This window comes from Niabella aquatica, from assembly GCF_054779315.1.
The window spans coordinates 15,620-37,139 of the sequence record NZ_BAAGYM010000022.1; the positions used below are offsets into that span (position 1 = coordinate 15,620).

At 42.1% G+C, this 21,520-nt stretch carries 24 protein-coding genes; 12 read left to right on the forward strand and 12 right to left on the reverse strand.

What is annotated here, in order from left to right; genetic code table 11:
• Window positions 1-36 precede the first annotated feature (36 nt).
• The 5 genes from ACYVBM_RS16715 to ACYVBM_RS16735 all read left to right on the forward strand — a co-directional run bounded on the left by ACYVBM_RS16715 (window position 37) and on the right by ACYVBM_RS16735 (window position 3,469).
• Window positions 37-426 (forward strand): tautomerase family protein, encoded by a 390-nt coding sequence (locus ACYVBM_RS16715; protein ID WP_460686836.1) that lies wholly within the window; start codon window positions 37-39, stop codon window positions 424-426.
• Window positions 426-1,418 (forward strand): anthranilate phosphoribosyltransferase, encoded by a 993-nt coding sequence (gene trpD, locus ACYVBM_RS16720; protein WP_460686837.1) that lies wholly within the window; start codon window positions 426-428, stop codon window positions 1,416-1,418. Before ACYVBM_RS16715 ends, trpD begins: the two co-directional genes overlap by 1 nt.
• An 11-nt stretch (window positions 1,419-1,429) precedes the next feature.
• Window positions 1,430-1,906, forward strand: coding sequence for a GNAT family N-acetyltransferase (locus tag ACYVBM_RS16725; protein ID WP_460686838.1), 477 nt, complete (start codon window positions 1,430-1,432; stop codon window positions 1,904-1,906).
• A gap of 66 nt (window positions 1,907-1,972) precedes the next feature.
• The gene (gene trpC, locus ACYVBM_RS16730; protein WP_460686839.1) at window positions 1,973-2,761 is read left to right on the forward strand and encodes an indole-3-glycerol phosphate synthase TrpC; all 789 of its coding nucleotides are present in this window, start codon (window positions 1,973-1,975) and stop codon (window positions 2,759-2,761) included.
• Between the two features lie 81 nt (window positions 2,762-2,842).
• Window positions 2,843-3,469, forward strand: a complete 627-nt coding sequence (locus ACYVBM_RS16735) for a phosphoribosylanthranilate isomerase (RefSeq protein ID WP_460686840.1) — start codon at window positions 2,843-2,845, stop codon at window positions 3,467-3,469.
• 51 nt (window positions 3,470-3,520) lie between these two features.
• Here ACYVBM_RS16735 and acs read toward each other — a convergent pair whose 3' ends face one another.
• The 6 genes from acs to ACYVBM_RS16765 all read right to left on the reverse strand — a co-directional run bounded on the left by acs (window position 3,521) and on the right by ACYVBM_RS16765 (window position 8,755).
• Complete coding sequence (gene acs / locus ACYVBM_RS16740) at window positions 3,521-5,470, reverse strand: acetate--CoA ligase (protein WP_460686841.1); 1,950 nt, start codon at window positions 5,468-5,470, stop codon at window positions 3,521-3,523.
• A gap of 238 nt (window positions 5,471-5,708) precedes the next feature.
• A complete protein-coding gene (locus ACYVBM_RS16745) occupies window positions 5,709-6,269 on the reverse strand; it encodes a cob(I)yrinic acid a,c-diamide adenosyltransferase (RefSeq protein WP_460686842.1) in 561 nt (186 codons plus the stop codon).
• 82 nt (window positions 6,270-6,351) lie between these two features.
• The gene (locus ACYVBM_RS16750) at window positions 6,352-7,065 is read right to left on the reverse strand and encodes an ABC transporter ATP-binding protein (RefSeq protein ID WP_460686843.1); all 714 of its coding nucleotides are present in this window, start codon (window positions 7,063-7,065) and stop codon (window positions 6,352-6,354) included.
• 99 nt (window positions 7,066-7,164) lie between these two features.
• A complete protein-coding gene (gene gatC, locus ACYVBM_RS16755; RefSeq protein ID WP_460686844.1) occupies window positions 7,165-7,455 on the reverse strand; it encodes an Asp-tRNA(Asn)/Glu-tRNA(Gln) amidotransferase subunit GatC in 291 nt (96 codons plus the stop codon).
• A gap of 75 nt (window positions 7,456-7,530) precedes the next feature.
• A complete protein-coding gene (locus ACYVBM_RS16760; RefSeq protein ID WP_460686845.1) occupies window positions 7,531-7,767 on the reverse strand; it encodes a hypothetical protein in 237 nt (78 codons plus the stop codon).
• A gap of 46 nt (window positions 7,768-7,813) precedes the next feature.
• On the reverse strand, window positions 7,814-8,755 hold the full coding sequence (locus ACYVBM_RS16765) for a bifunctional riboflavin kinase/FAD synthetase (RefSeq protein WP_460686846.1): 942 nt from the start codon (window positions 8,753-8,755) through the stop codon (window positions 7,814-7,816).
• 182 nt (window positions 8,756-8,937) lie between these two features.
• On the opposite strand from ACYVBM_RS16765, the gene ACYVBM_RS16770 reads away from it, so the two are divergent.
• Complete coding sequence (locus ACYVBM_RS16770; protein ID WP_460686847.1) at window positions 8,938-10,110, forward strand: AIR synthase related protein; 1,173 nt, start codon at window positions 8,938-8,940, stop codon at window positions 10,108-10,110.
• A 30-nt stretch (window positions 10,111-10,140) separates the two neighbouring features.
• Complete coding sequence (locus tag ACYVBM_RS16775) at window positions 10,141-10,476, forward strand: cupin domain-containing protein (protein WP_460686848.1); 336 nt, start codon at window positions 10,141-10,143, stop codon at window positions 10,474-10,476.
• Here ACYVBM_RS16775 and ACYVBM_RS16780 read toward each other — a convergent pair whose 3' ends face one another.
• The 5 genes from ACYVBM_RS16780 to ACYVBM_RS16800 are packed head-to-tail and all read right to left on the reverse strand — an operon-like array spanning window position 10,477 to window position 16,451.
• On the reverse strand, window positions 10,477-12,543 hold the full coding sequence (locus ACYVBM_RS16780; protein ID WP_460686849.1) for a protein-disulfide reductase DsbD family protein: 2,067 nt from the start codon (window positions 12,541-12,543) through the stop codon (window positions 10,477-10,479).
• A gap of 60 nt (window positions 12,544-12,603) precedes the next feature.
• Entirely contained in the window at window positions 12,604-13,470 is an 867-nt protein-coding gene (gene rfbD, locus ACYVBM_RS16785) for a dTDP-4-dehydrorhamnose reductase (protein ID WP_460686850.1), read from the reverse strand.
• A 4-nt stretch (window positions 13,471-13,474) separates the two neighbouring features.
• Entirely contained in the window at window positions 13,475-14,023 is a 549-nt protein-coding gene (gene rfbC, locus ACYVBM_RS16790; protein ID WP_460686851.1) for a dTDP-4-dehydrorhamnose 3,5-epimerase, read from the reverse strand.
• 1 nt (window position 14,024) lies between these two features.
• On the reverse strand, window positions 14,025-15,314 hold the full coding sequence (locus tag ACYVBM_RS16795; RefSeq protein ID WP_460686852.1) for a nucleotide sugar dehydrogenase: 1,290 nt from the start codon (window positions 15,312-15,314) through the stop codon (window positions 14,025-14,027).
• Between the two features lie 6 nt (window positions 15,315-15,320).
• Entirely contained in the window at window positions 15,321-16,451 is a 1,131-nt protein-coding gene (locus ACYVBM_RS16800; protein WP_460686853.1) for a DegT/DnrJ/EryC1/StrS family aminotransferase, read from the reverse strand.
• Here ACYVBM_RS16800 and ACYVBM_RS16805 point away from each other — a divergent pair.
• Window positions 16,450-17,793, forward strand: a complete 1,344-nt coding sequence (locus ACYVBM_RS16805; RefSeq protein ID WP_460686854.1) for a 3-deoxy-D-manno-octulosonic acid transferase — start codon at window positions 16,450-16,452, stop codon at window positions 17,791-17,793. The two genes, ACYVBM_RS16800 and ACYVBM_RS16805, sit on opposite strands and share 2 nt — an antisense overlap.
• Here ACYVBM_RS16805 and ACYVBM_RS16810 read toward each other — a convergent pair.
• Window positions 17,774-18,469: a hypothetical protein gene (locus ACYVBM_RS16810; protein WP_460686855.1), complete on the reverse strand. Its 696-nt coding sequence runs from the start codon at window positions 18,467-18,469 to the stop codon at window positions 17,774-17,776. The genes ACYVBM_RS16805 and ACYVBM_RS16810 overlap by 20 nt on opposite strands.
• Window positions 18,470-18,921: 452 nt before the next feature.
• On the opposite strand from ACYVBM_RS16810, the gene ACYVBM_RS16815 reads away from it, so the two are divergent.
• The 4 genes from ACYVBM_RS16815 to ACYVBM_RS16830 all read left to right on the forward strand — a co-directional run bounded on the left by ACYVBM_RS16815 (window position 18,922) and on the right by ACYVBM_RS16830 (window position 21,397).
• Window positions 18,922-19,503 (forward strand): thymidine kinase, encoded by a 582-nt coding sequence (locus tag ACYVBM_RS16815; protein WP_460686856.1) that lies wholly within the window; start codon window positions 18,922-18,924, stop codon window positions 19,501-19,503.
• Between the two features lie 82 nt (window positions 19,504-19,585).
• The gene (locus tag ACYVBM_RS16820) at window positions 19,586-20,233 is read left to right on the forward strand and encodes a heme exporter protein CcmB (RefSeq protein ID WP_460686857.1); all 648 of its coding nucleotides are present in this window, start codon (window positions 19,586-19,588) and stop codon (window positions 20,231-20,233) included.
• Window positions 20,234-20,499: 266 nt separating this feature from the next.
• On the forward strand, window positions 20,500-21,192 hold the full coding sequence (locus tag ACYVBM_RS16825) for an ABC transporter permease (protein WP_460686858.1): 693 nt from the start codon (window positions 20,500-20,502) through the stop codon (window positions 21,190-21,192).
• Between the two features lie 7 nt (window positions 21,193-21,199).
• Window positions 21,200-21,397 (forward strand): CcmD family protein, encoded by a 198-nt coding sequence (locus ACYVBM_RS16830; RefSeq protein ID WP_460686859.1) that lies wholly within the window; start codon window positions 21,200-21,202, stop codon window positions 21,395-21,397.
• The last annotated feature ends 123 nt before the right edge of the window (window positions 21,398-21,520 follow it).

Genomic DNA, 21,520 nt, shown 5'->3' on the forward strand with positions numbered 1-21,520 from the left:
TATGAAGTAATTGGCCAGATAAATGGTGTTTAAAATATGGGACAAATAAAAATTTTTGGTTTGAAAAAGTCGCTGCATCCAATTCGTGAAAAATTGTCATCAGTTTTACACGAGTGCTATGTTGCCGCGTTTCAGTATCCGGAGGAGAAAAAATCCCACAGGTTTATATACGTAGATGAGGACAGCTTTTATTATTTTTCCGGCAGAACCGAAAAGCATACAATTATTGAAGTGAATATGTTTGAAGGACGGAGTGTTGAGGCAAAAAAGCAGTTCTATAGATTACTTTTTGAGCGGTTTGAAAAGGAGCTGGATATTCAAAATATGGATCTGGAAATTATGATTATGGAAACACCTAAACATAATTGGGGCATACGTGGCAAAAGTGGTGACGAACTACATCTGAATTACAAAATCAACGTTTAATGAAAAAAATATTGAACCATTTATTTGAGCACAAAACACTGGACAGGTCCGGGGCAAAAGAAGTGCTGGTAAATATTGGCAAGGGCGTTTACAATGAGCATGAAGTTACTTCTTTCATGACGGTTTTTTTAATGCGCAGTATCACCCTGCAAGAGCTACAGGGTTTCCAGGATGCGCTGCTGGAGCTTTGCCTGCCTATGGATTTTAGCGGGCTGGACACCATAGATATTGTGGGTACAGGCGGTGATGGTAAAAATACTTTTAATATATCTACACTGTCATGTTTTATTGTAGCGGGTGCAGGACATAAAGTAAGCAAGCATGGGAATTATGGCGCTTCGGCTATCAGCGGGGCCTCTAATGTAATTGAATCGTTAGGATACAGGTTTAAAAATGATAACGGAGCTTTGAGAAAGGAGCTGGAAGAAGCCAATATCTGCTTCCTTCATGCACCAATGTTTCACCCGGCGTTAAAGAATGTAGGACCTATTCGCAAAAACCTGGGTATGCGTACCTTTTTCAATATGCTGGGCCCTCTGGTTAATCCTGCTTTTCCTAAGTTTAGCATTGTTGGCGTCTATAATCTGGAAATGGCACGGTTGTACAATTATTTGTTACAGCAGCAGAAAGGAGACTTTGCCATTGTGCATGGATTGGATGGATATGATGAAATTTCGCTGACGGGAGATAGTAAGCTGTTTACGCAGGAAGGAGAAAAAGTATTATCCGCCATGCAGCTGGCCGGCATGGAAGTACAGCCGGAATCCATTTCAGGCGGAAGCACTATTGAAGCAGCCGCACAGATTTTTAAAACCATTATTGAAGGAAAAGGAAGTGCAGCGCAGGAAGCTGTGGTGCTGGCGAATGCGGCTGTAGCTTTGCAGGTTACGGGGGCATTTAAAAGCTATAAGGACGCTTTTGAAGCAGCTAAGGAAAGTTTGAAATCGGGCAAAGCGAATGCATGCCTGCAAAAACTGATTTCTTTACAATAAAGAATGTTTTGATGGTGTTTCAGTTAAAAATGCAGACAGCCGGCATGGAGGAGCTGGGAAAAATATTGGAATTGCAAAAGATTTGTTACCAGTCGGAGGCTGTACTATATAACGATTATACAATTCAGCCATTAACGCAAACCATAGATGAATTAGTTGATGATTTTAATGGCGGGACAACTTATTTCTCAGGATATATAAATGGAAAGTTGGTGGCATCTGTGCGGGGCGTTGTAAATAATGGAGTAGCATATATTAACAAGCTCATCGTTCAACCGGAGTTTCAGAATAAGGGGTTCGGAAAATTAATGATGAATACCATTGAGCAGAAATTCCGTCATGCAGACCGGTTTGAGCTTTTTACCGGTGACAAAAGTGAAAAAAATATCAGGTTGTATAAAAAGCTAGGATATAAAATTTGCAGGCATAAAAAAGTAAACGAGAGTTTAACTTTGGTTTATATGCAGAAATTAATTTTTTTACAATAAAATGTATGTCAGGCTGAGCTTGCCGAAGCCCATATTTCGACAAGCTTAATATGACAGGAACCGGCTATGAATATTTTAGATACCATTATTGAGCATAAAAGAAAAGAAGTTGCCGCACGTAAGGCAAACACATCTTTAAAAGACCTGGAAGCAGGGGCCGCTTTTTCTATTCCCGTCCGTCCGCTTTCGGAAGCATTGTTAAAAGAAGGCAGCACAGGCATTATTGCCGAGTTTAAAAGGAAATCGCCTTCAAAAGGATTTATAAAAGAGAATGCCGATGTAAATGAAATTACGGCAGCTTATACGAAGTTTGGCGCGGCTTGCTTGTCTGTGTTGACAGATATAAATTTTTTTGGTGGTTCGGATGAAGACCTGGTACAGGCACGCAAAAATGATATTCCCATTCTGCGTAAAGATTTTATTGTAGATGAATACCAGATTATTGAAGCAAAATCCATTGGCGCGGATGTGATCCTTTTGATCGCGGCTTGCCTGACCCCGGCCGAAGTAAAGAGCCTGGCTGAATTTGCAGCGTCTCTAGGACTGCAAACGATCCTGGAACTTCATGCAGAATCGGAACTGGAGCATATCTGTGATGCTACAAAAATTATAGGTATCAATAACCGCGACCTGAAAACTTTTAGTGTAGATATTGAGCGCAGCCTGCGTATGGCGGAAAAGTTACCTGCTGAAAAAATAAAAATCGCAGAAAGCGGTATTGATAAAATAGAAGATATATTGCTTTTTAAAGAAAACGGTTTTAAGGGATTTCTGATAGGGGAGCACTTTATGAAGCAGCCGGATACTCCTGCTGCATTTGAAGTCTTTGTTCAGAAGCTGAGCATGGGAGCGTAAGCCTGGCCTTTCCAGTCTTATTCTTTTAGGAGTTGATATTTTTATAGAATAAAAAATGTTATACACTGTGTTTACGTTGTTATGAAGCAGTTAAAAATCAAGGTATGTGGTATGACCGTTATGCAGCAGGTGGAACAGCTTGCAGCTATGGGTGTGGATTATGCAGGTTTTATTTTTTACGAAAAGTCACCGCGCTTTGTAGGTAATAAGCTGTCAGCAGAAGCCCTTAAAATGTTCAACGGGATACAAAAAGTGGGGGTGTTCGTAAATGAATCAATAGAAAAAATTTTTCGAATTGTGGATGCGTATGGGCTAAATGCCGTTCAACTGCATGGAGACGAAACTGCAGATATCTGCAGTAGCGTAAAAGATAAGGTTACGGTCATCAAAGCTTTCGGCCTGAAGGGCAATGAGAATCTTTCTGAGATCTTAAAACCTTATGAAAGCGCTATTGATTGTTTTTTGTTCGATACCAAAACGCAGGAATACGGAGGCTCCGGCAAAAAATTTGATTGGTCTGTTTTAGGAGAAAAGATTACTAAACCTTATTTTTTAAGTGGAGGTATAGGTATTGACGATGTAGAACAGGTAAAGCAGTTAGTGCTAACCAATGATATTTTTGCTTTGGATGTCAACAGCAGGTTTGAGGTAGCGCCCGGTATTAAGGATATGGAACGAATAAAAGAATTTTTAGCAGGTTTAAAATAAACGCCTGCTTTTATAAGGAGCAGGCGCTTTTTTTTACCGCACATATGCTTATTACAATCTTCCTTCTTTAATTTCCTGCACGATAGCCGGATCTAGAAGGGTGGAGGTATCTCCTAAATTTTCCAGCTCGCCTTCGGCTACTTTGCGTAGTATGCGGCGCATGATCTTGCCGCTCCGCGTTTTGGGCAGGCCGCTTACAAACTGTATTTTATCGGGTTTGGCAATAGGCCCGATAATACGCGAAACCGTGGCCAGCAAATCCTGCTTGGTGAGGTGGTCTTCTTCTTCACGCCGGTGCTTCCCGTCCAGTACTACATAGGCATAAATGCCCTGTCCTTTCAGCTCGTGCGGATAGCCCACCACAGCACTTTCCACCACGCCGGCCATCATATTGACAGCATTTTCTACTTCTGCTGTGCCCAGCCTGTGTCCGCTGACGTTCAGTACATCATCCACGCGGCCTGTAATACGGAAGTTTCCTTCCTCGTCTTTAAACGCGCCGTCGCCTGTAAAATATTTGTTTTCGTAAGCGCTGAAATAAGTTTGCCGGCAGCGTTCATGATCGCCCCATGTAGTGCGTAAAATTCCCGGCCATGGCATGGTAAGGCACAGGTTGCCACTGTAGTGTATTTCCGTAAGCTCTGTTACTTCTTCTCCTTTTTCGTCTACCAGTACCGGTTTTACTCCGGGAAGCGGTAGCGTTGCCCAGCTTGGCCTTGACGGTGTTATCCCCGCCAGGTTTGAAATTAATATGCCCCCGGTTTCTGTTTGCCACCATGTGTCTACAATCGGGCATTTTTTCTTACCGATATGTTCATCATACCAATGCCAGGCTTCTTCATTAATGGGCTCACCTACGGTTCCCAGTACTTTCAGGGAAGAAAGATTTTTTCCTTGCAAGGGTTCCAGGCCATAGCTCATTAAAGAGCGGATAGCGGTAGGCGCCGTATATAAAGTATTGACTTTGTGCTTATCTACAATATCCCAGAACCTGCCGGCATCGGGCCATGTGGGGATGCCTTCAAACATCAGGCAGGTAGCACCGGCCAGAAGAGGACCGTAAACAATGTAGCTGTGGCCCGTGATCCATCCTATATCTGCGGTGCAGAAAAAAATATCACCAGGGTTATATTGAAATACATTAACAAATGTATAAGTAGTCCATAACATATATCCTGCAGTGGTGTGTACTACTCCTTTAGGCTTGCCGGTGCTGCCCGATGTGTAAAGTATAAACAACGGATCTTCTGCATCTGTTTCCTCTGCAGGAACCTTAACAACATCTTCGTGCATGGATTCAATCACATCTTCTACTTCGTCTCTCCACCACACATCGCGTCCTTTTATCATACTCACCGGCGTACGGGTGCGCGTAAAAACAATAACTTTTTTTACAGTACGGTTGCCTATGAGGGCATCATCAATAGTAGACTTTAACGGAATATCTTTGGCTCCGCGGTAAGCGCCATCGCAGGTAATAATATATTCAGCTTCCGCATCATACAGCCTGTCTGCGATGCTTTGTGCAGAGAACCCTCCGAAAATCACAGAGTGTATAGCACCTACTCTGGCACAGGCTAAAACGGCAATTACCAGCTCGGGTATCATACCCATATAAATGCAAACGCGATCTCCTTTTTTAACCCCGTTATTACGTAATACCTGGGAAAATTCACATACTTTTTTATGAAGCACCTTATAAGAGAGCGTTCTTGTTTTTTCGTTAGGATCGTTAGGTTCCCAAATAATGGCAGGACGGTCGCCAATGCTTTCCAGGTGCCGGTCCAGGCAGTTTTCTGTAATATTCAGCTTAGCTCCTTCAAACCATTTTATCTTCGGCTCAGTAAAATTCCAGTCCAGTGCTTTTTTACTGAAGGGCTGTTTCTTTCTCCATTCAAAGCTATCGGCTACCTCGCTCCAGAAACCTTCAGGGTCTTCCAGGCTACGTTTGTAATCTTCGTGATATTGCTCAATGGATTTGATCTGAAAAGGATATGACATTGCAATTAAAATTTTTGTAGTTGAAATTTGAGGCACTAATATAATAAACAATTTACTATCCCTGCGTTAAAAGCGCAATCGTTTGTTTTAAGATATTACCAATCACTAATACAGCAGCAAAATACTGCCTGTCGCAGGCAGGTATGTCATCAGTGGTGTGTCACTTACTTGTACATGGGTGCAGGGTGCGGCAAAACGCAAACAAATGACCTGTTGCAGTTATTCGCGCTCTTATCTGTCAGTCATTTCGTGGTTTCCATGGAATATCCGGTACTTTTAATAAGTGCCCTGTATAGCGCGCCAGTACAAATAAATAATCGCTGAGACGGTTCAGGTATTGTATGATTACGGGTGCAACAGTAGCTGCTTCATTCAGCCGTACACAACATCTTTCTGCACGCCGGCAAACGCATCGTGCAATATGTAACTGCGAAATAATTACATCGCCACCCGGCAGAATAAAATATTTCATGGGCTCCAGCGCTGCATCCATGCGGTCTATTTCTTTTTCCAGCAACTCGCAGTCGGTTTCGTGCAGGTCAGGAAGGGGTACTTTAGCAGGCTTATCAGGATCGCAGGCCAGTGCTGCCCCGATAATAAAAAGCCTGTCCTGTATCTCCTGCAAAGCCGAGACAGCAACTTCGTCTTTGATGAGATCTTTACAAAGGCCGATATGAGCGTTAAGCTCATCCACGGTGCCGTAGCTTTCGATACGAAGATCGGATTTGGAAACCTTGGTACCGCCAATTAAGGAGGTTTTTCCTTTATCACCGGTTTTTGTATAAATTCTGAAAGCCATTTATCAGGATGCTTGATGTGGATATTGAGTTTTTTGGATACTGGTTACAAGTTGCACAATATGCAAACGATGAGCGGTCAGCTCAATGTCGCGCATGTGCAATGGTAGGGTTCGCCACTCTTTCATCCGTTTCAATTAATCCGTCTCTGAGTCTTACAATACGATGGGAGTGGCGGGCAATATCTTCTTCATGAGTAACCAGAACAACAGTGTTGCCACTTGCATGTATCTGTCCGAAAATATCCATGATCTCGTAAGAGGTTTTGGTATCAAGGTTACCGGTTGGCTCATCTGCTAAAATGATCGACGGATCATTTACCAAAGCTCTTGCAATCGCTACACGTTGGCACTGGCCACCGCTTAGCTCATTAGGCTTATGATGACTGCGGTCTGTAAGACTTACTTTTTCCAATACGTGCATAGCCTTTTCATTGCGGATATTTTTGGGTAGGCCTGCGTAAATTAAAGGTAAAGCTACATTTTCTAATGCGGAGAGCCGGGGCAACAGGTTGAACTGCTGAAACACAAAGCCAATTTCTTTATTGCGCACTTCGGCAAGCGCATTATCTTCCATTTCGCTCACATCATGCCCATTTAAAATATAGGTACCGGCTGTAGGGCTGTCGAGGCATCCTAAAATATTCATGAGCGTGCTTTTGCCGCTACCCGAGGGACCCATTAATGAAACATATTCATTTTGGTAGATGTCTAATGAAACACCTTTCAATACAGGCAGTTCCTGCTGCCCCATAAAGTAGCTTTTACGCAACTGGTTAATATGTATAATACCGGGCATTTTGTTAATGTGCTAATATATTGATGTGAAACAGGATCCGGAATTTTTTTAATGCCTTCTCCACTTACCATCCTCTATTTCCTACTTACTATTCACCATTCATTTTTTGATCACTTTAGGCACCAGGAAAAACTGTCCATCGGTTTCCGGGGCGTTTTTTAGCGCCTCTTCACGGCTTACAGAGCCTTTAATTTCATCGTCACGGAGCACGTTTATTTCACTGCTCATATGCATTAATGGTTCTACATCTTTCAGGTCCAGCTCATTAAGCTTTTCTACAAAACCAATCATGTTTTGAAGGTCTTTAGAAATGTCCTTTTTTTCCTGTTCGGTAAAAATAAGCTTGGACAAATGCGCCAGCCTGTTTACCAATGCTTCATTTACTTCCATCTGTCAAAAATAGTTGAATTGCCGGAACTGTACACAGCGATATAAATTTTCCCGCAATTGCCCGGATCAATTTACCTAAGTTCGGGCGTTTAATATTAGGCTTGTAAAAATAATTCGGCTGGTATGTTGAAAAAATCTCTGAGTCGTTGTGCCATTTTTAAGGTTATCTCTCTTCTCCCCCGACAAAATAGAAGATACATGCCCTTTGCTGCCGATAATAGGTGCTATATCTTTGTTTTTAAGCTCCTGTTCCTGCATTTTATCTTTAATAACTTCCAATATGTCAACCTGCAAAATAAAAATAGTTTTCAAAATGAAAACTATTTTTATTTTGTAACTAATTTCTTTATTCGTAGTACTATAATACCCTTAAGCTCTCCACTTTATCATCATCAATCTTTTTGACCAGCGCTTCCAGGTTATTAAATTTTTTTTCGCCACGTAAAAATTGCTTTACATATACCCGCAATGTTCTGCCGTAAATTTCATTGTGAAAGTCGAAAAGATTTACCTCGATCACTCTTTTTTTACCGTCTACAGTCGGGCGAAAGCCAATACTCATCATACCTTTCATCAGTGGTTCATAACTGCCATCTTTATTTTTTAAAGATGCGTAAACTGCATATATACCATCTCCCGGGATGATCTTTTCTTCGTTCCGTACTTTTAAATTAGCAGTCGGATAGCCCAGCTCCCTGCCCAGTTTATCGCCGTGTACGACTTCTCCTTCAAAAAAGAAGCAATAACCCAAAAGGTGATTGCTGGTAGCAGCATCCCCGTTCAATATCGCTTCCCGGATTTTGGTAGAGCTGATGCCTATATGATCTAGAATGTGTTTGGGTATCTCCTTTAAATGATAATGATATTTATCCTGCCAGGCTTCCAGTAGTTTGTAATTACCTTTGCGGTTTTTGCCAAAACGGTGATCATAACCGATAATAATGGTATGTGGATGGAACTTCTCTATTAAAAAATTTTTTAAATAATCTTCCGGCTCCTGGTGGGCAAATACCTCGGTAAAAGGTGTTACTACAAGGTGATCAACGCCCAGTTTTTCCAGTAATTCCGTTTTTTCACTTAACGTATTAATAAGGCGGATGCCTAAAATGGAAGAAGAAACCACTTTACGCGGGTGAGGGTGAAAAGTGATGATGACCGATTCTCCGCCTGCATCGCGGGCAGTTTGGATGAGCTGGCTGATGATTTTTTTATGTCCTTCGTGAACACCATCAAAAGTACCGATGGTAATAACGGCATTTTTGAAGGAAGGCAGATTGTTGATATCGTAATGAATTTTCATTAGGCGCAAAAGTAATGCAGACCTATAATGTTTCAAAAACCTTATACGTCTGTTGAATTGTTCTATCTTCGCGGCGGTTTAATAGCAGTCGTTTTTGCAGCCTGGGATTTGTACGGGATCATGCAATGTGTGACACAAGAAAGATGAGGGCTGCTGAACTGTTGATTTCATAAAAAAACAAAATGTCTTTATACTCCAAAAGGGGCGTATCTGCCCAGAAAGAAGAAGTGCATGAAGCCGTGAAAAACCTGGATAAGGGCTTATTTGCAAATGCATTTTGCAAAATTTATCCCGATGTACTGGTAGGTGATGCTGCTTGGGTGAATGTAATGCACGCAGATGGGGCGGGTACTAAAAGTATCCTGGCTTACCTGTACTGGAAAGAAACCGGGGACGCCAGTGTGTGGCGCGGTATTGCCCAGGATGCAATTGTAATGAACCTCGATGATCTGCTTTGCGTAGGTATTTATGATCAGCTCGCTTTTTCTTCTACCATTGACCGGAATAAAACCCTGATACCGGCCGAAGTGCTGAGCGAAGTGATCAATGGGAGCCAGCAGTTTTTTGACACCATGAAAAATTACGGGGTGAACATTACCTTTATGGGTGGCGAAACAGCCGATGTAGGCGATGTGGTGCGCACCATAGCGGTAAATGGTACTATGGTAGCCCGCTGGCCTAAAAATAAAGTAGTTACTAACGAAAAAATAGCACCGGGCAACGTGATCGTGGGGCTGGCATCTTTCGGGAAGGCCGGTTATGAAACAGACTATAACAGCGGGCTTGCCAGCAACGGGTTAACGAGTGCCAGGCACGATGTGCTCAATAAATATTATGCTGAGAGTTTTCCTGAAACCTACGAGCCCTCTTTGAGCGATGATGTAGTGTACATTGGTAAATACAGGATGACGGACAGGATTACTGTTGATGGAACAGAAACCTCAGTAGGTAAGCTGGTTTTAAGTCCTACCCGAACTTTTGCTCCTGTTATGAAAGCTTTGTTGGAAACGCATTTTGAGGCTATTAACGGATTGATCCATTGTAGCGGCGGCGGCCAGACCAAGTGCCTGAAATATGTACCGGATAATGTGAAGATCGTTAAAGATAACCTGTTCGCACCACCGGTGGTTTTTGATATTATCAAAGAAGCCAGCGGCGCCGATGATAAAGAAATGTACCAGGTATTTAATATGGGTACGCGCCTCGAAATATATACCCATGAAGCGGATGCAGCGGCTATGATCGCTGTAGCCCAATCTTTTGGCATAGAAGCGCAGGTAATAGGCAGGGTAGAAGCATCGGATAAAAAAGGACTTGACCTGGTACGGGACGGAGAACTGATTGCTACTTACTGATTTGTTGACTAAAAAATAATTGAATATAAAATGAGCACACCCACAGGCAGATCTACAGTATTTGCGCCAGCCGAAGAGATCAGTTATGTAAAAAACAGTATTGTCAGCCAGCAGATTGTTAAGAATAAAGCAGGTAATATTACCTTGTTTGCTTTTGCCGAAGGGCAGCAGCTTAGCGAGCATTCTGCTCCGTTTGATGCTGTGCTGCAGGTACTGGATGGTATAGCTAAAATCCATATAGCCGGAGCGCCTTATGATGTAAATGCCGGGGAAATGATCATTTTGCCCGCTAATATCCCGCATGCCGTGTATGCGACTACCGCATTTAAAATGCTGCTGACGATGATAAAAGAAATAAAACAGTAATTACTGTCTTTTTTTATATTCATCCAGGGCTTTTTGCAACCAGTCTTTGAATTCTTTAATTCCTTTTGCCGGGTTATAACCATAGCCTGTAGGTATCAGGCGTTCTTCATCCCCATCCAAAAAGAAATAGTTGGGTTGTGAGTTGCTGCCGTATCGGCTTACCTGCAAATGTGTATTCAAATCTCCTAAAGTTTCTACCTCTTTTCCTAAGTCTTTTGAGTAAAACTGCTCTCCCACAGGTAAGGCAACACTGGCATCATGTACATCTACAAATAAAGATGCAATTACAAACTCCTCTTTTAAGAGCTTCATCACCTCCGGATCACTCCATACCTGCGTTTCCATTTTCCTGCAATTGATACAATTGATCCCTGTAAAATCGAGCATTAATGGCTTTTTCAGTTTGCGGGCTACCTCTAATGCCTCATTATAATCAAAATAGGTGATCATACCATTGTTCACTACTACATCCGGCTCATTCTTTTTCATGGCATCTGCGTACTTTACAGGGTGCGGCAGCGCTTCCCCGTCATCTACTGCACTTGCTGCCTTGCTATGAGTCAGCCTGGAAATATCAAATCCCTTAGGCAGGTCATCTGCATTAAAATCCTGTGTACCCATAGGCGGTAAAAAGGCCCCTAACCCTTTAAGAGGGGCGCCCCATAAGCCTGGTGTTAAATATACGACCATTGATAAGGCAGCTATAGCAAAAAACAAACGGGTAACAGACAGGTAGGGGATACCAAAATCATTTTTAGGCAATTCATCATCGTGCCTGAATTTCAGCTTTCCTAGTAAATACAGCCCTAACAAAAAGAAGATCACGATCCATAGAACGATGAACACTTCCCGGTCTAATATGCGCCAGTTTTTTACAAGGTCGGCATTGGACAGGAACTTTAAGGCTAAAGCCAGTTCCAGGAAGCCCAGTGTAACTTTAATAGTATTCAGCCAGCCACCAGCTTTTCCTAAAACATTTAATTTACTTGGAAAGAAGGCAAACAGCGCAAAGGGTAAGGCAAGCGCCAGCGAAAAGCCAAACATACCTATTAAGGGTCCCCAATAGCTACCCCTGGACGCCAATACCAGCAGATTCCCTATAATTGGGCCTGTGCAGGAAAAAGATACAATTACAAGCGTTAACGCCATAAAGAAAATACCCCAGAAGCTGCCGGTACCGGCTTTGCTATCGGCTTTGGTGGACCATGAGCTGGGCAACTGTATCTCGAAGGCTCCCAGAAACGAGATGCCGAATATTACAAAAATGGCAAAGAACACGAGGTTGGCGATCCAGTTTGTAGAAAGATTATTTAAAGCCGCAGGGCCAAATATGAGGGTAATTAAAAAGCCGAGCAAAGTAAATATAATAATGATGGAAAGGGAATAAACGAGCGCATTCTTAATTCCTTCCTGTTTGTTGGTACTCCTTTTTGTGAAGAAGCTAACGGTAACAGGTATCATGGAATAAACGCATGGAGTAAGCAATGCCAGTAAGCCACCGCCAAATGCGCCGAGGAATATCCACCATAAAGATTCGCTTTTGCCATCAGTTCCACCAGCTGCACCCGTTCCTTCAGTCACTGTTACCGCGTTATTGTCAGGCTCAATCACTACCCTGAAATCTTCCTCAGCAGAAGGGTATTCTTCGCCTGCATGGTACATATAGGCAACCTTACCTTTAATTAGAACAGTGTCGGTTTCAGGAATATCCAGGTGCTGTATCCATTGAACGGAATCATTAATATAGGCTACATTAAGGGAAAGTACAGGATCGGACTTGATCTGAACATGACCTTTTTCAACAATAGCTCCCTTCAGGTAGGGTGCTGCCGAGCTGTCAAAGCTAACCTGTGAAAATACGATATCGTCCGGCGATTTCTGAAGGGCGAATAAATCGATACCGGGCTTTATAACCCGTGCCGTAATAGTTAATGTCGCTTCGTTTTGGTTGATCCTTTTATGATCAAATGAAAATTGTATGGCTGTAGAATCCTGTGCTATCACAAATAAAGCAGCAGGCACCAAAAAAACGGACAGCAATAAACGCTTCATTGTAGAATATATCATCTGAAAATATTATACGTAAAAGATATAATATAAAACAACAAAGCCCTGGCTTTGTTGAATCTATGAGATTTTGCTGATACAGGCTTCGAGGCTTTTTCTCCAGCCGGGAATGACTATCGAATATACTTCCCTGATCTTCGATTTGTCAAGAACGCTCCATGCAGGCCTTTTTGCTGGCGTGGGATATTCGCTTGTTGGTATAGCTTTTACTTCGCTGGCTGCACCCGTAATCTCTTTTATAGCCAAAGCAAATTCGTACCAGCTGATTTTTCCTTCATTGGTATAATGGTAAATACCCGGATGCCATTTGCCTGAGGCTATGATCTGCATAATCGCAGCAGCCAGGTCAGCGGCATAGGTTGGTGTGCCATACTGGTCGCTTACCACACTTATGCGGGGCTTGCTCTGCATAAGCTGCAGCATCGTTTTTACAAAATTTTTCCCATAGGAAGAGTATACCCAGGCTGTACGTACAATGATAGCATCTGTGTGGGCCATTACCAGCTGCTCTCCCCTGAGCTTTGTGATTCCGTACACACTAACAGGTTCTGTAACATCAGTTTCTTTATAGGGAATTGTATAATTACCATCAAAAACATAGTCGGTAGAAACGTGTATGAATTTTGTATGATGCCGGGCACAGGCTTTGGCCAGGTAACCTGCTGCATCTGCATTTAGTGCTTCCACGAGGGGCCGCTCGGCAGTATCTTCTGCTTTATCAACAGCGGTATATGCCGCACAGTTGATGCAAAATGCAGGTTGATGCTCGTCGAAAAATGTATTCACTGCTTTCTCATCTATAATCGAAAGCTCTTCTTTATCTGTGAACAGGAACATATATCCCGGGTAGCTGTTTGCTAATTCCCTTATTTCAGAGCCCAGCTGCCCGTTACTCCCGGTAACTACTATTTTTTGGGGTGCCATCATTATCCTAAAAATTATTTTTGCAAGCCGCTAATGTAGGCAGCAGCAGGTCTTTATCTGATACTATAGCTGCTTCATCCGGTAACTGCCAGTCAATAGCTAAATCGGGGTCATTATAAATGATACCCCCTTCGCTTTCTTTATTATAGAGCGCATCACATTTATACATGACCATAGCTGTTTCGCTTAAAACAGAAAATCCATGAGCGAAACCTGCCGGTATCAATAGCTGCTTTTTATTTTCAGAGGTCAGCTCAATACTAAAGACCTTACCATAAGTTGGAGAAGCTTTCCTGATATCCACTGCTATATCCAGGATCTTTCCCTGCAAAACCCTTACTAATTTGCACTGGGCGTACGGGGCTTGCTGGTAATGCAGGCCCCGTATGGTCCCGTATTGTGAAAAGGACTGGTTGTCCTGAACGAAACCGTAAGTTAATCCTTCAGCCTCAAAAACCGATTTGTTATAAGCTTCGAAGAAATATCCGCGGCTGTCTTCAAACACCCTTGGCTCAAAAATCAGCAAACCTTCTATTCCGGTGGATGTAAATGGCATACTATAAACTATAATATTTTCTGTTGATAATTTTATTCCGATAAATACCTTTCAGGTCTGCAATAAGCGCTCTTTCTTTTGTAATGGAGCAAAAATAAGGATCATCGAGCGATAAATAATCTTTGTGAGCTACAGCTATAATGACCGCATCATAATCCGATGCAATATTTTTTACCAGATCGATTCCATATTCTTTCCTAAGCTCATCTGACCCGGCATACGGATCATTCACCTCCACATTTACTGACAAATCCTGCAGGGCTTTTACAATATCAGCGACTTTGCTGTTCCTGATATCGCTGACGTTTTCTTTAAATGTGGCGCCCATTATCAATACCTTGGCCTGTTTTGCGTGGGTCCCGGACCTGACGATATGCGTTACCACCTTTTCAGCCACGTACCCAGACATCGAATCATTGATATTTCTCCCGGCCAGAATCAGTTGTGCTTTATGCCCTGATCGTTCTGCTTTATAGGAAAGATAATAGGGGTCTACGCCGGTACAGTGTCCTCCTACCAGTCCGGGCCTGAATTGCAGGAAATTCCACTTGGTACCGGCAGCTTCCAGTACTTCAAAAGTGTTGATCTCCATTTTATCAAATATCATGGACAGTTCGTTCATAAACGCAATGTTCAGGTCGCGTTGGGTATTCTCTACAATTTTAGCGGCTTCTGCAATTTTGATAGATGCTGCTTTATGCACTCCTGCCGCCACAATCAGCTCGTACACCTGCGCTATATTTTCAAGCGCCTCTGCATCACAGCCCGATACCACCTTTACAATATTGGTAATGGTGTGTACTTTGTCGCCGGGGTTGATACGTTCCGGGGAATAACCCAATTTAAAATCGCGCTTGTTTTTCAGGCCTGATACGCTTTCGATCACCGGTAAACAATTTTCTTCGGTACAGCCGGGGTAAACGGTTGACTCAAAAACGACATAGTCTCCCTTTTTGATCACTTTACCTATGGTTTGCGAGGCTTTTAAAACGGGGCCCAGATCAGGTATATTCTTGCTGTCAACCGGTGTAGGAACGGCTACAATATAAAAGCCGGCCTCTTTCAAAACCTCCAGGGAACTGGTAAAAACAATATCGCAGTTTTCAAAGGCTGCGGCTTCAAGCTCTTTACCCGGATCTATGCCTTTGCGCATCATGGCTATACGTTCTTCATTAATGTCAAAGCCAATTACCGGTACCTTTTTAGCAAAAGCCAAAGCTACCGGCAGCCCTACATAACCCAGGCCGATAACGGCCATCTTGGTCTTTTTTTCTACTAACCGGGTAAACATCCGCAATTATCGGTTTACAAAGGCTAAAACGGAAGTAGTGATGTACTCCAATTGCTCCCGGGTCATTTCGGTATGAACAGGCAAAGAAATAACCCTTTCGGTTAACCAGTCGGTTACCGGCAATTCCTGCGCTTCTGTATCAAACTGCCCGAACATTTTTTGCCTGTGGCCCGGAACAGGGTAATAGATCATAGACGGGATCTTTTTTTCTGCCAGGAAGGCAGACAGACCGTCCCTGTCTACATCATTTAGAATAAGTGTGTATTGGTGATACACGTGCGTAGCATTTGAAGCTATTGTTGGGGTTATGATCTTTTCATTGTTAATGAATGCCTGATTATAAAAGGCCGCTACATCCTGCCTTGCCGCATTATACTCATCCAGGTGTTTGAGTTTGACGTTGAGAATCGCAGCCTGTATACTGTCGAGCCTGCTGTTACAACCCACCACATCGTGGTAATATCTTTTGCTTTGGCCGTGGTTAGCGATCATCTGCATTTTTGCAGCCAGCTCAGGGTCATTGGTACAAATAGCACCACCATCTCCAAATGCTCCCAGGTTTTTGCTTGGATAAAAAGAGGTGCAGCCAATATGCCCTATCGTACCGGTTTTTTTTACTGTTCCGTCAGAAAATGTGAAGGAAGCGCCAATGGCCTGGGCATTATCTTCTATTACTAATAAATGGTGTTTATGGGCTACAGACATGATAGCTTCCATATCAGCGGCCTGTCCGTAAAGATGCACCGGCACGATCGCTTTTGTTTTGGGAGTGATCTTCTTTTCCAGGTCCTGCACATCTATACAGAAAGTAGCTTTGTCTACTTCCACAAAAACCGGTTTCAGTTTCAGCAAAGCCACAACTTCGGTGGTAGCAATATAAGTGAATGAAGGAGTGATCACCTCATCTCCCGGCTGAAGTCCTAGTGCCATCAGGGCGATCTGAAGGGCATCGGTTCCGTTAGCACAGGGTATTACATGCGTTGCGCCGAGGTAAGCCGAAAGGTTTTGGGAAAATTCCTTTACAGCAGGCCCGTTAATAAAAGCGCTGCTGTCCATTACATCCAGCACTGCTTTATCGATTTCTTCCTTAATATTCAGATATTGGGTATGGGTATCAACCATTTGTATAGGGTGCATGGATATTTCTTTGTATTTTGAAGTGAACAAAAGTAATAAAATAAAAAGCAATACGCTTTACTTTTGCCAAAACCATTTTACCGTGGATGTTATTATCTATAATATATTTTTAAGAGTTTATGCCGGCGCCATACACCTGGCATCGTTATTTAATAAGAAAGCGCAGCTGTGGGTTCGTGGCAGGAAGAATATTTTAACCCGGCTCGAAAGTGCTATGGGCAATAACGGTGAGCCGGTTATCTGGATGCATTGCGCTTCTCTCGGAGAATTTGAGCAGGGCCGGCCGGTTCTGGAAAAGCTGAAAGAAGAATATCCTGCTCATAAAATATTGTTGACTTTTTTTTCTCCTTCAGGATATGAAATAAGAAAAAATTATTCCGGTGCCGACTGGATTTTTTACCTGCCGCTGGATACAAAAGCTAACGTAAAAAGGTTCCTGGAGATCGTAAATCCTGCGTTGGTTCTTTTTGTAAAATATGAATATTGGTACAATTATCTTTCACAGCTCTACAAAAAAAAGATGCCGGTTATCCTGATATCCGCTATCTTCAGAAAAGATGCTGTTTTCTTTAAATGGTACGGCAGCCTGCACCGGAAGATGCTGCACTTTTTCAGCCACCTTTTTGTACAAAATGAGGAAAGCCTGGAACGTCTTCAATCCATTCTTCCTGCCCATGTAGTTACCCTGGCAGGCGATACGCGGTTCGACAGAGTGACTGCCATTGCTACAGCTTTTGAACCTATACCGGCTATTGAAAAATTTGCAGCAGGTAAAAAAGTTGTAGTGGCAGGAAGTACCTGGCCAGAGGATGAAATGAACCTGCAAAAATTAATTAATAGTATAAATGAAATTTTATTAATTATTGCTCCTCATGAAATTAAAGATGGTCATCTTAAATTTTTAAGCAGTATTTTCCCTGCTGCTGCTTTTTATTCTGAAATAGCTGGAAAATCATTGGAAAACGAAATGTTACCGGGAGGCAATGTATTGATCATTGATAATGTCGGCATGTTGTCCAGGTTGTATAACTATAGCACAATCAGCTATATAGGGGGTGGCTTCAATAAATCCGGGATACATAATACTTTGGAAGCGGCAGTGTACAATAAACCGGTGATTTTCGGTCCTAATTATAAAAAATTTGCAGAAGCTGTTGGATTAATAAAAAATGAAGGTGGTTTTACATATAATACTAGTAATGAATTAATTGATGTTTTTTGTAAACTATTAAATAATGAAAATGTCTTACAGGAGTACAGTTCCAATGCAGGAAAGTTTGTAGCAGAAAATACCGGCGCTACTCACAAAATCCTGGGCTGGCTTAAGCAAATCTCCTTTTGATCAATTGTTCAAACTGCTGCACTACCGGGTGGCCTATGAGCCAGCCGTTTTTTGTTTTCAGCTCACGCTGTATCCAGTATTCGGCTTCATTCAAAGTACTGAAGTTATTAATGGTGCTGATGCTTCGCTCAAACATTACCTCATCTCCTCTGAAAAGTTCTTTAACATACGCTATCTTGTCCTGCGCATTGATCGCTTTTTTTAAGTCTTTAACTGCATTTTTGCCTGCCCGCGGTGATGCGGACTGCTTGACAGCTTTGACTACGGGCTTATTTTGCCTTGAAAGAGTGGGAAGATCATCAGCTTGTTCAAAATTAAGTGTGGCCTGTTGTTGATCCTGTTCATTTTTCAGTTTCATGAGCTCTTCATAACTGGGAATATCGCTTGTTGTACTGATCTCCTGATCTTCTTCATCCATGACATCAACCACCAGCTCAAAGTATTCTTTTTCCTCCTCATCGGGCGCTATATTTTCATTTGAGGTGCTCTTTCCTGGAATGGGTTGAGCGTTAGGCACTATTACCGAAATCCTGCTTGTTCCTAACACTTCAACCTCTTTGATAGTACCGGCAATTTCGTTTTGAAGCATTTGAACGGTGGTTAATAACTGGCCGAGAGCGGCATTTTGTTCAGACTGCATATTCAGCTTTTCAATCAAACTCTTTATTCTGTCCATTATTTTTTTTTATAAATACAGCAGTAAACAGGATATTATCTGTTTTGTATCTGTTCATTGCGCAAAAACAATACCTATACGCCTTATCCAAATGTTATAATTTGCAGCAGACTATACACATCAAAGATTAAAGCTTTCAGGCTGAAACTATTAAATCTGCAAAAAGATTGCTAAACTTTTTTGAACATACAGGTTAAATGGTTTAAAACAATATTCAGTACAGGTGTCAGGCTAAATAAATTTAATAGCTGCTAAAGATAACCACATGGACAACTATTAAGAAGAATTTGAGAGGAATAATATGTTTGTGAATGATTCAAAGAAAAGGGGCAAGCCGTTATTAACGGTATGCGCCAGATATCAGGTTTTAGGCAACAATGATAAAATACCTTTATTGATAGTGAATACGCCTTAATTTTGGAAAATTTTATTCCTACAAACCAGGTGTAATAATGTTTATTGAACCTAATTTAAGCGGGGAAAAGCGGGGTTGGATAGAAGTAATTTGCGGCTCTATGTTCAGCGGTAAAACCGAGGAGCTCATACGCCGTCTTAAGAGGGTGAAGTTTGCCAATTTAAAAGTAGAGATTTTTAAACCGGCTATTGATACCCGATATGATGAGCTGAACATTGTATCGCATGATACCAATATTATACATTCAACCCCGGTAGATAATTCGCGGAAAATATTGCTGATGGCCCAGGGAGCCGATGTGATCGGTATCGATGAGGCCCAGTTTTTTGATGATGGCCTACCGGAGGTGTGCGATGAGCTGGCTTACCAGGGTATAAGGGTTATTGTAGCAGGGCTTGATATGGACTTTACCGGTCAGCCATTTGGACAAATGCCTTCTATACTGGCTAAAGCAGACTATGTGACTAAATTACACGCTATATGCGTAAAATGCGGTAATATAGCTAATTACTCTTACCGGAAAATTCCTGATGAGGACCAGGTAATGTTAGGTGCAATGGACGCGTATGAACCAAGATGCAGGAAATGCTATAACGAGAAGCCGTTACCAAAACTTTAGTTAACTTTGAAGGTATTAGCGAACGCAGTAGAAAAATAATTGAAAAGTATATAACCTAACCGTATTCCCATTCTGATTTATTTTGAAACCTGTTATTACCTTATTAAAAAAAGATCTATTGCTGGAAGTGCGCCAGCAGTACAGTTTCTATGGTATCCTACTTTATATGGGAGCTACCATTTTTGTGCTGTTCCTGGCCATACAGGAGCCGGAAAAGGAAATATGGAACGGCTTGTTCTGGGTAATACAATTATTTATCTGCATTAATGCAGTAGCTAAAAGTTTTATGCAGGAAAGCCGCGCCCGCATGCTATATTTTTATACCATTACCTCTCCGGTTCATTTTATGATCGCAAAGCTGCTGTTCAACAGTTTGTTGATGCTGCTGATGACCTTTATCAGTCTTTTGTTGTTTTTAGCATTTATAGGCAATCCTGCCGAACAGCTCCTGCCTTTTACCGGGCTGGCGCTTTTAGGTGGCTTCAGCTTAAGCATGGTGTTTACTTTTTTAGCGGCCATTGCCGCCAAAGCCAGGCAAAATGCAGCGATTATGGCCGTGCTGGGTTTTCCTTTAATTGTTCCGCAATTAATGCTGCTCATGAAGCTGTCTAACACGGCTTTTTCTGTTGGTCAAAACTTTCAGTGGAGCGATATATTATTACTGGTAGCGCTTGATTTGCTGGTAGGACTGCTCTCTGTCATCCTTTTCCCTTTTCTTTGGAAGGATTAATGAAAGTCGGAACGTCCGGAAGTCAGAAAAACCGAAGTCGGAGGTCTGATGACGGAGGAAAAAAGTTTAAAGGTTGAAAAGTTGACAGGATTTTGCTATGAACCATTAATCGAAACCAGTATCCAGTATCTAATATCTAATATCCAATATCCAGTATCCACTATCCAGTATCCAGCAATGCTGCGAAAAGTTTTATGAACCTATCCCATAAACTATGAACTTTCCGCTTACTTTTGTGTTTATCAACTTAAACTGATGTTTTTAGTATGAAGAAGGCATGGTGGAAAATTCTCTGTGTGATCTTATTGGTATATGCCATTGTAGGCGGCTTGCTGGTTAAAATACCTAATCTTCCTGTACTCGGGGAAACGATCCGGAATGTTTTTTATCATGTAGGTATGTGGGCTGCCATGTTTGTGTTATTTACCTGTTCTTTGGTACATTCTATCCGTTATTTAAGCAAGAGCCATTTAAAGAACGATATTGCTGCCAGCAACTATGCTTCGGTAGGGATCGTTTTTGGTTTGTTGGGATACGCTACCGGCGCGGTATGGGCCAGTTATACCTGGGCTGATCCCAATAACCCTGCTTTTGACTCATTCAGCGCCGTAGCCAGGGAACCTAAACTGATAGGAACGGCTGTTGCGCTCCTTATTTATTTCGCCTATTTTATTCTGAGAAGCTCTATACAGGACATAGATCAAAAAGCACGCATCAGCGCTGTTTATAACATTTTTGCCTTTGCCATGCTGTTTCCTACTATTATGGTAGTTCCCCGGCTTTTGCCCAGTCTGCACCCCGGACAAGAGGGTAACCCGGCCCTGAACTTTAAAGATTCCAGTCCTGCTATGCGTATGATTCAATATCCTGCCTTCATCGGGTGGGCCTTGCTGGGCGTTTGGATTGCAACGGTCAAAATAAGATTGAATTATATCAAAGAGAAACATTTTATTAAATAAAAGCGCAATGAGATTTTTGTTCGTTTTCTTACTGTTTCTTCCGGTCATGGCTTTTGCCCAGGCTAAAGAAAGCCTGATGTACAGCAGCGGGAGAATTTATGTGGTGGTAGCAGTAATGCTGATCATCTTGCTGGGATTGATCCTTTATTTAATAAGGATTGAAAGAAAAGTAAAAAAGCTGGAAGACGCCGAAACAAAGGCTTAGCTTTTGATCGATGAAATAGGATTGCTTTGCTTTTATACGCCATTCCTTCTGCTACCTGCTTGCCGTTGATATAATATAAATATTTATTAACCTTTTTTAATAACGATTTATTTCAACTTTGTC

What these genes read in the sequence shown, in the direction of transcription:
- ACYVBM_RS16770 (WP_460686847.1), top strand. Translation starts at nt 8,938, where the DNA reads ATGTCTTTATACTCCAAAAGGGGCGTATCTGCCCAGAAAGAAGAAGTG.
- ACYVBM_RS16795 (WP_460686852.1), bottom strand. Translation starts at nt 15,314, where the DNA reads ATGTTTACCCGGTTAGTAGAAAAAAAGACCAAGATGGCCGTTATCGGC.
- acs (WP_460686841.1), bottom strand. Translation starts at nt 5,470, where the DNA reads ATGTCATATCCTTTTCAGATCAAATCCATTGAGCAATATCACGAAGAT.
- rfbD (WP_460686850.1), bottom strand. Translation starts at nt 13,470, where the DNA reads ATGATGGCACCCCAAAAAATAGTAGTTACCGGGAGTAACGGGCAGCTG.
- ACYVBM_RS16765 (WP_460686846.1), bottom strand. Translation starts at nt 8,755, where the DNA reads ATGAAAATTCATTACGATATCAACAATCTGCCTTCCTTCAAAAATGCC.
- ACYVBM_RS16805 (WP_460686854.1), top strand. Translation starts at nt 16,450, where the DNA reads ATGGATATTTCTTTGTATTTTGAAGTGAACAAAAGTAATAAAATAAAA.
- ACYVBM_RS16750 (WP_460686843.1), bottom strand. Translation starts at nt 7,065, where the DNA reads ATGCCCGGTATTATACATATTAACCAGTTGCGTAAAAGCTACTTTATG.
- ACYVBM_RS16800 (WP_460686853.1), bottom strand. Translation starts at nt 16,451, where the DNA reads ATGCACCCTATACAAATGGTTGATACCCATACCCAATATCTGAATATT.
- gatC (WP_460686844.1), bottom strand. Translation starts at nt 7,455, where the DNA reads ATGGAAGTAAATGAAGCATTGGTAAACAGGCTGGCGCATTTGTCCAAG.
- trpD (WP_460686837.1), top strand. Translation starts at nt 426, where the DNA reads ATGAAAAAAATATTGAACCATTTATTTGAGCACAAAACACTGGACAGG.
- ACYVBM_RS16810 (WP_460686855.1), bottom strand. Translation starts at nt 18,469, where the DNA reads ATGGACAGAATAAAGAGTTTGATTGAAAAGCTGAATATGCAGTCTGAA.
- ACYVBM_RS16715 (WP_460686836.1), top strand. Translation starts at nt 37, where the DNA reads ATGGGACAAATAAAAATTTTTGGTTTGAAAAAGTCGCTGCATCCAATT.
- ACYVBM_RS16815 (WP_460686856.1), top strand. Translation starts at nt 18,922, where the DNA reads ATGTTTATTGAACCTAATTTAAGCGGGGAAAAGCGGGGTTGGATAGAA.
- ACYVBM_RS16830 (WP_460686859.1), top strand. Translation starts at nt 21,200, where the DNA reads ATGAGATTTTTGTTCGTTTTCTTACTGTTTCTTCCGGTCATGGCTTTT.
- ACYVBM_RS16775 (WP_460686848.1), top strand. Translation starts at nt 10,141, where the DNA reads ATGAGCACACCCACAGGCAGATCTACAGTATTTGCGCCAGCCGAAGAG.
- ACYVBM_RS16780 (WP_460686849.1), bottom strand. Translation starts at nt 12,543, where the DNA reads ATGATATATTCTACAATGAAGCGTTTATTGCTGTCCGTTTTTTTGGTG.
- trpC (WP_460686839.1), top strand. Translation starts at nt 1,973, where the DNA reads ATGAATATTTTAGATACCATTATTGAGCATAAAAGAAAAGAAGTTGCC.
- ACYVBM_RS16725 (WP_460686838.1), top strand. Translation starts at nt 1,430, where the DNA reads ATGGTGTTTCAGTTAAAAATGCAGACAGCCGGCATGGAGGAGCTGGGA.
- rfbC (WP_460686851.1), bottom strand. Translation starts at nt 14,023, where the DNA reads ATGCCATTTACATCCACCGGAATAGAAGGTTTGCTGATTTTTGAGCCA.
- ACYVBM_RS16735 (WP_460686840.1), top strand. Translation starts at nt 2,843, where the DNA reads ATGAAGCAGTTAAAAATCAAGGTATGTGGTATGACCGTTATGCAGCAG.
- ACYVBM_RS16825 (WP_460686858.1), top strand. Translation starts at nt 20,500, where the DNA reads ATGAAGAAGGCATGGTGGAAAATTCTCTGTGTGATCTTATTGGTATAT.
- ACYVBM_RS16745 (WP_460686842.1), bottom strand. Translation starts at nt 6,269, where the DNA reads ATGGCTTTCAGAATTTATACAAAAACCGGTGATAAAGGAAAAACCTCC.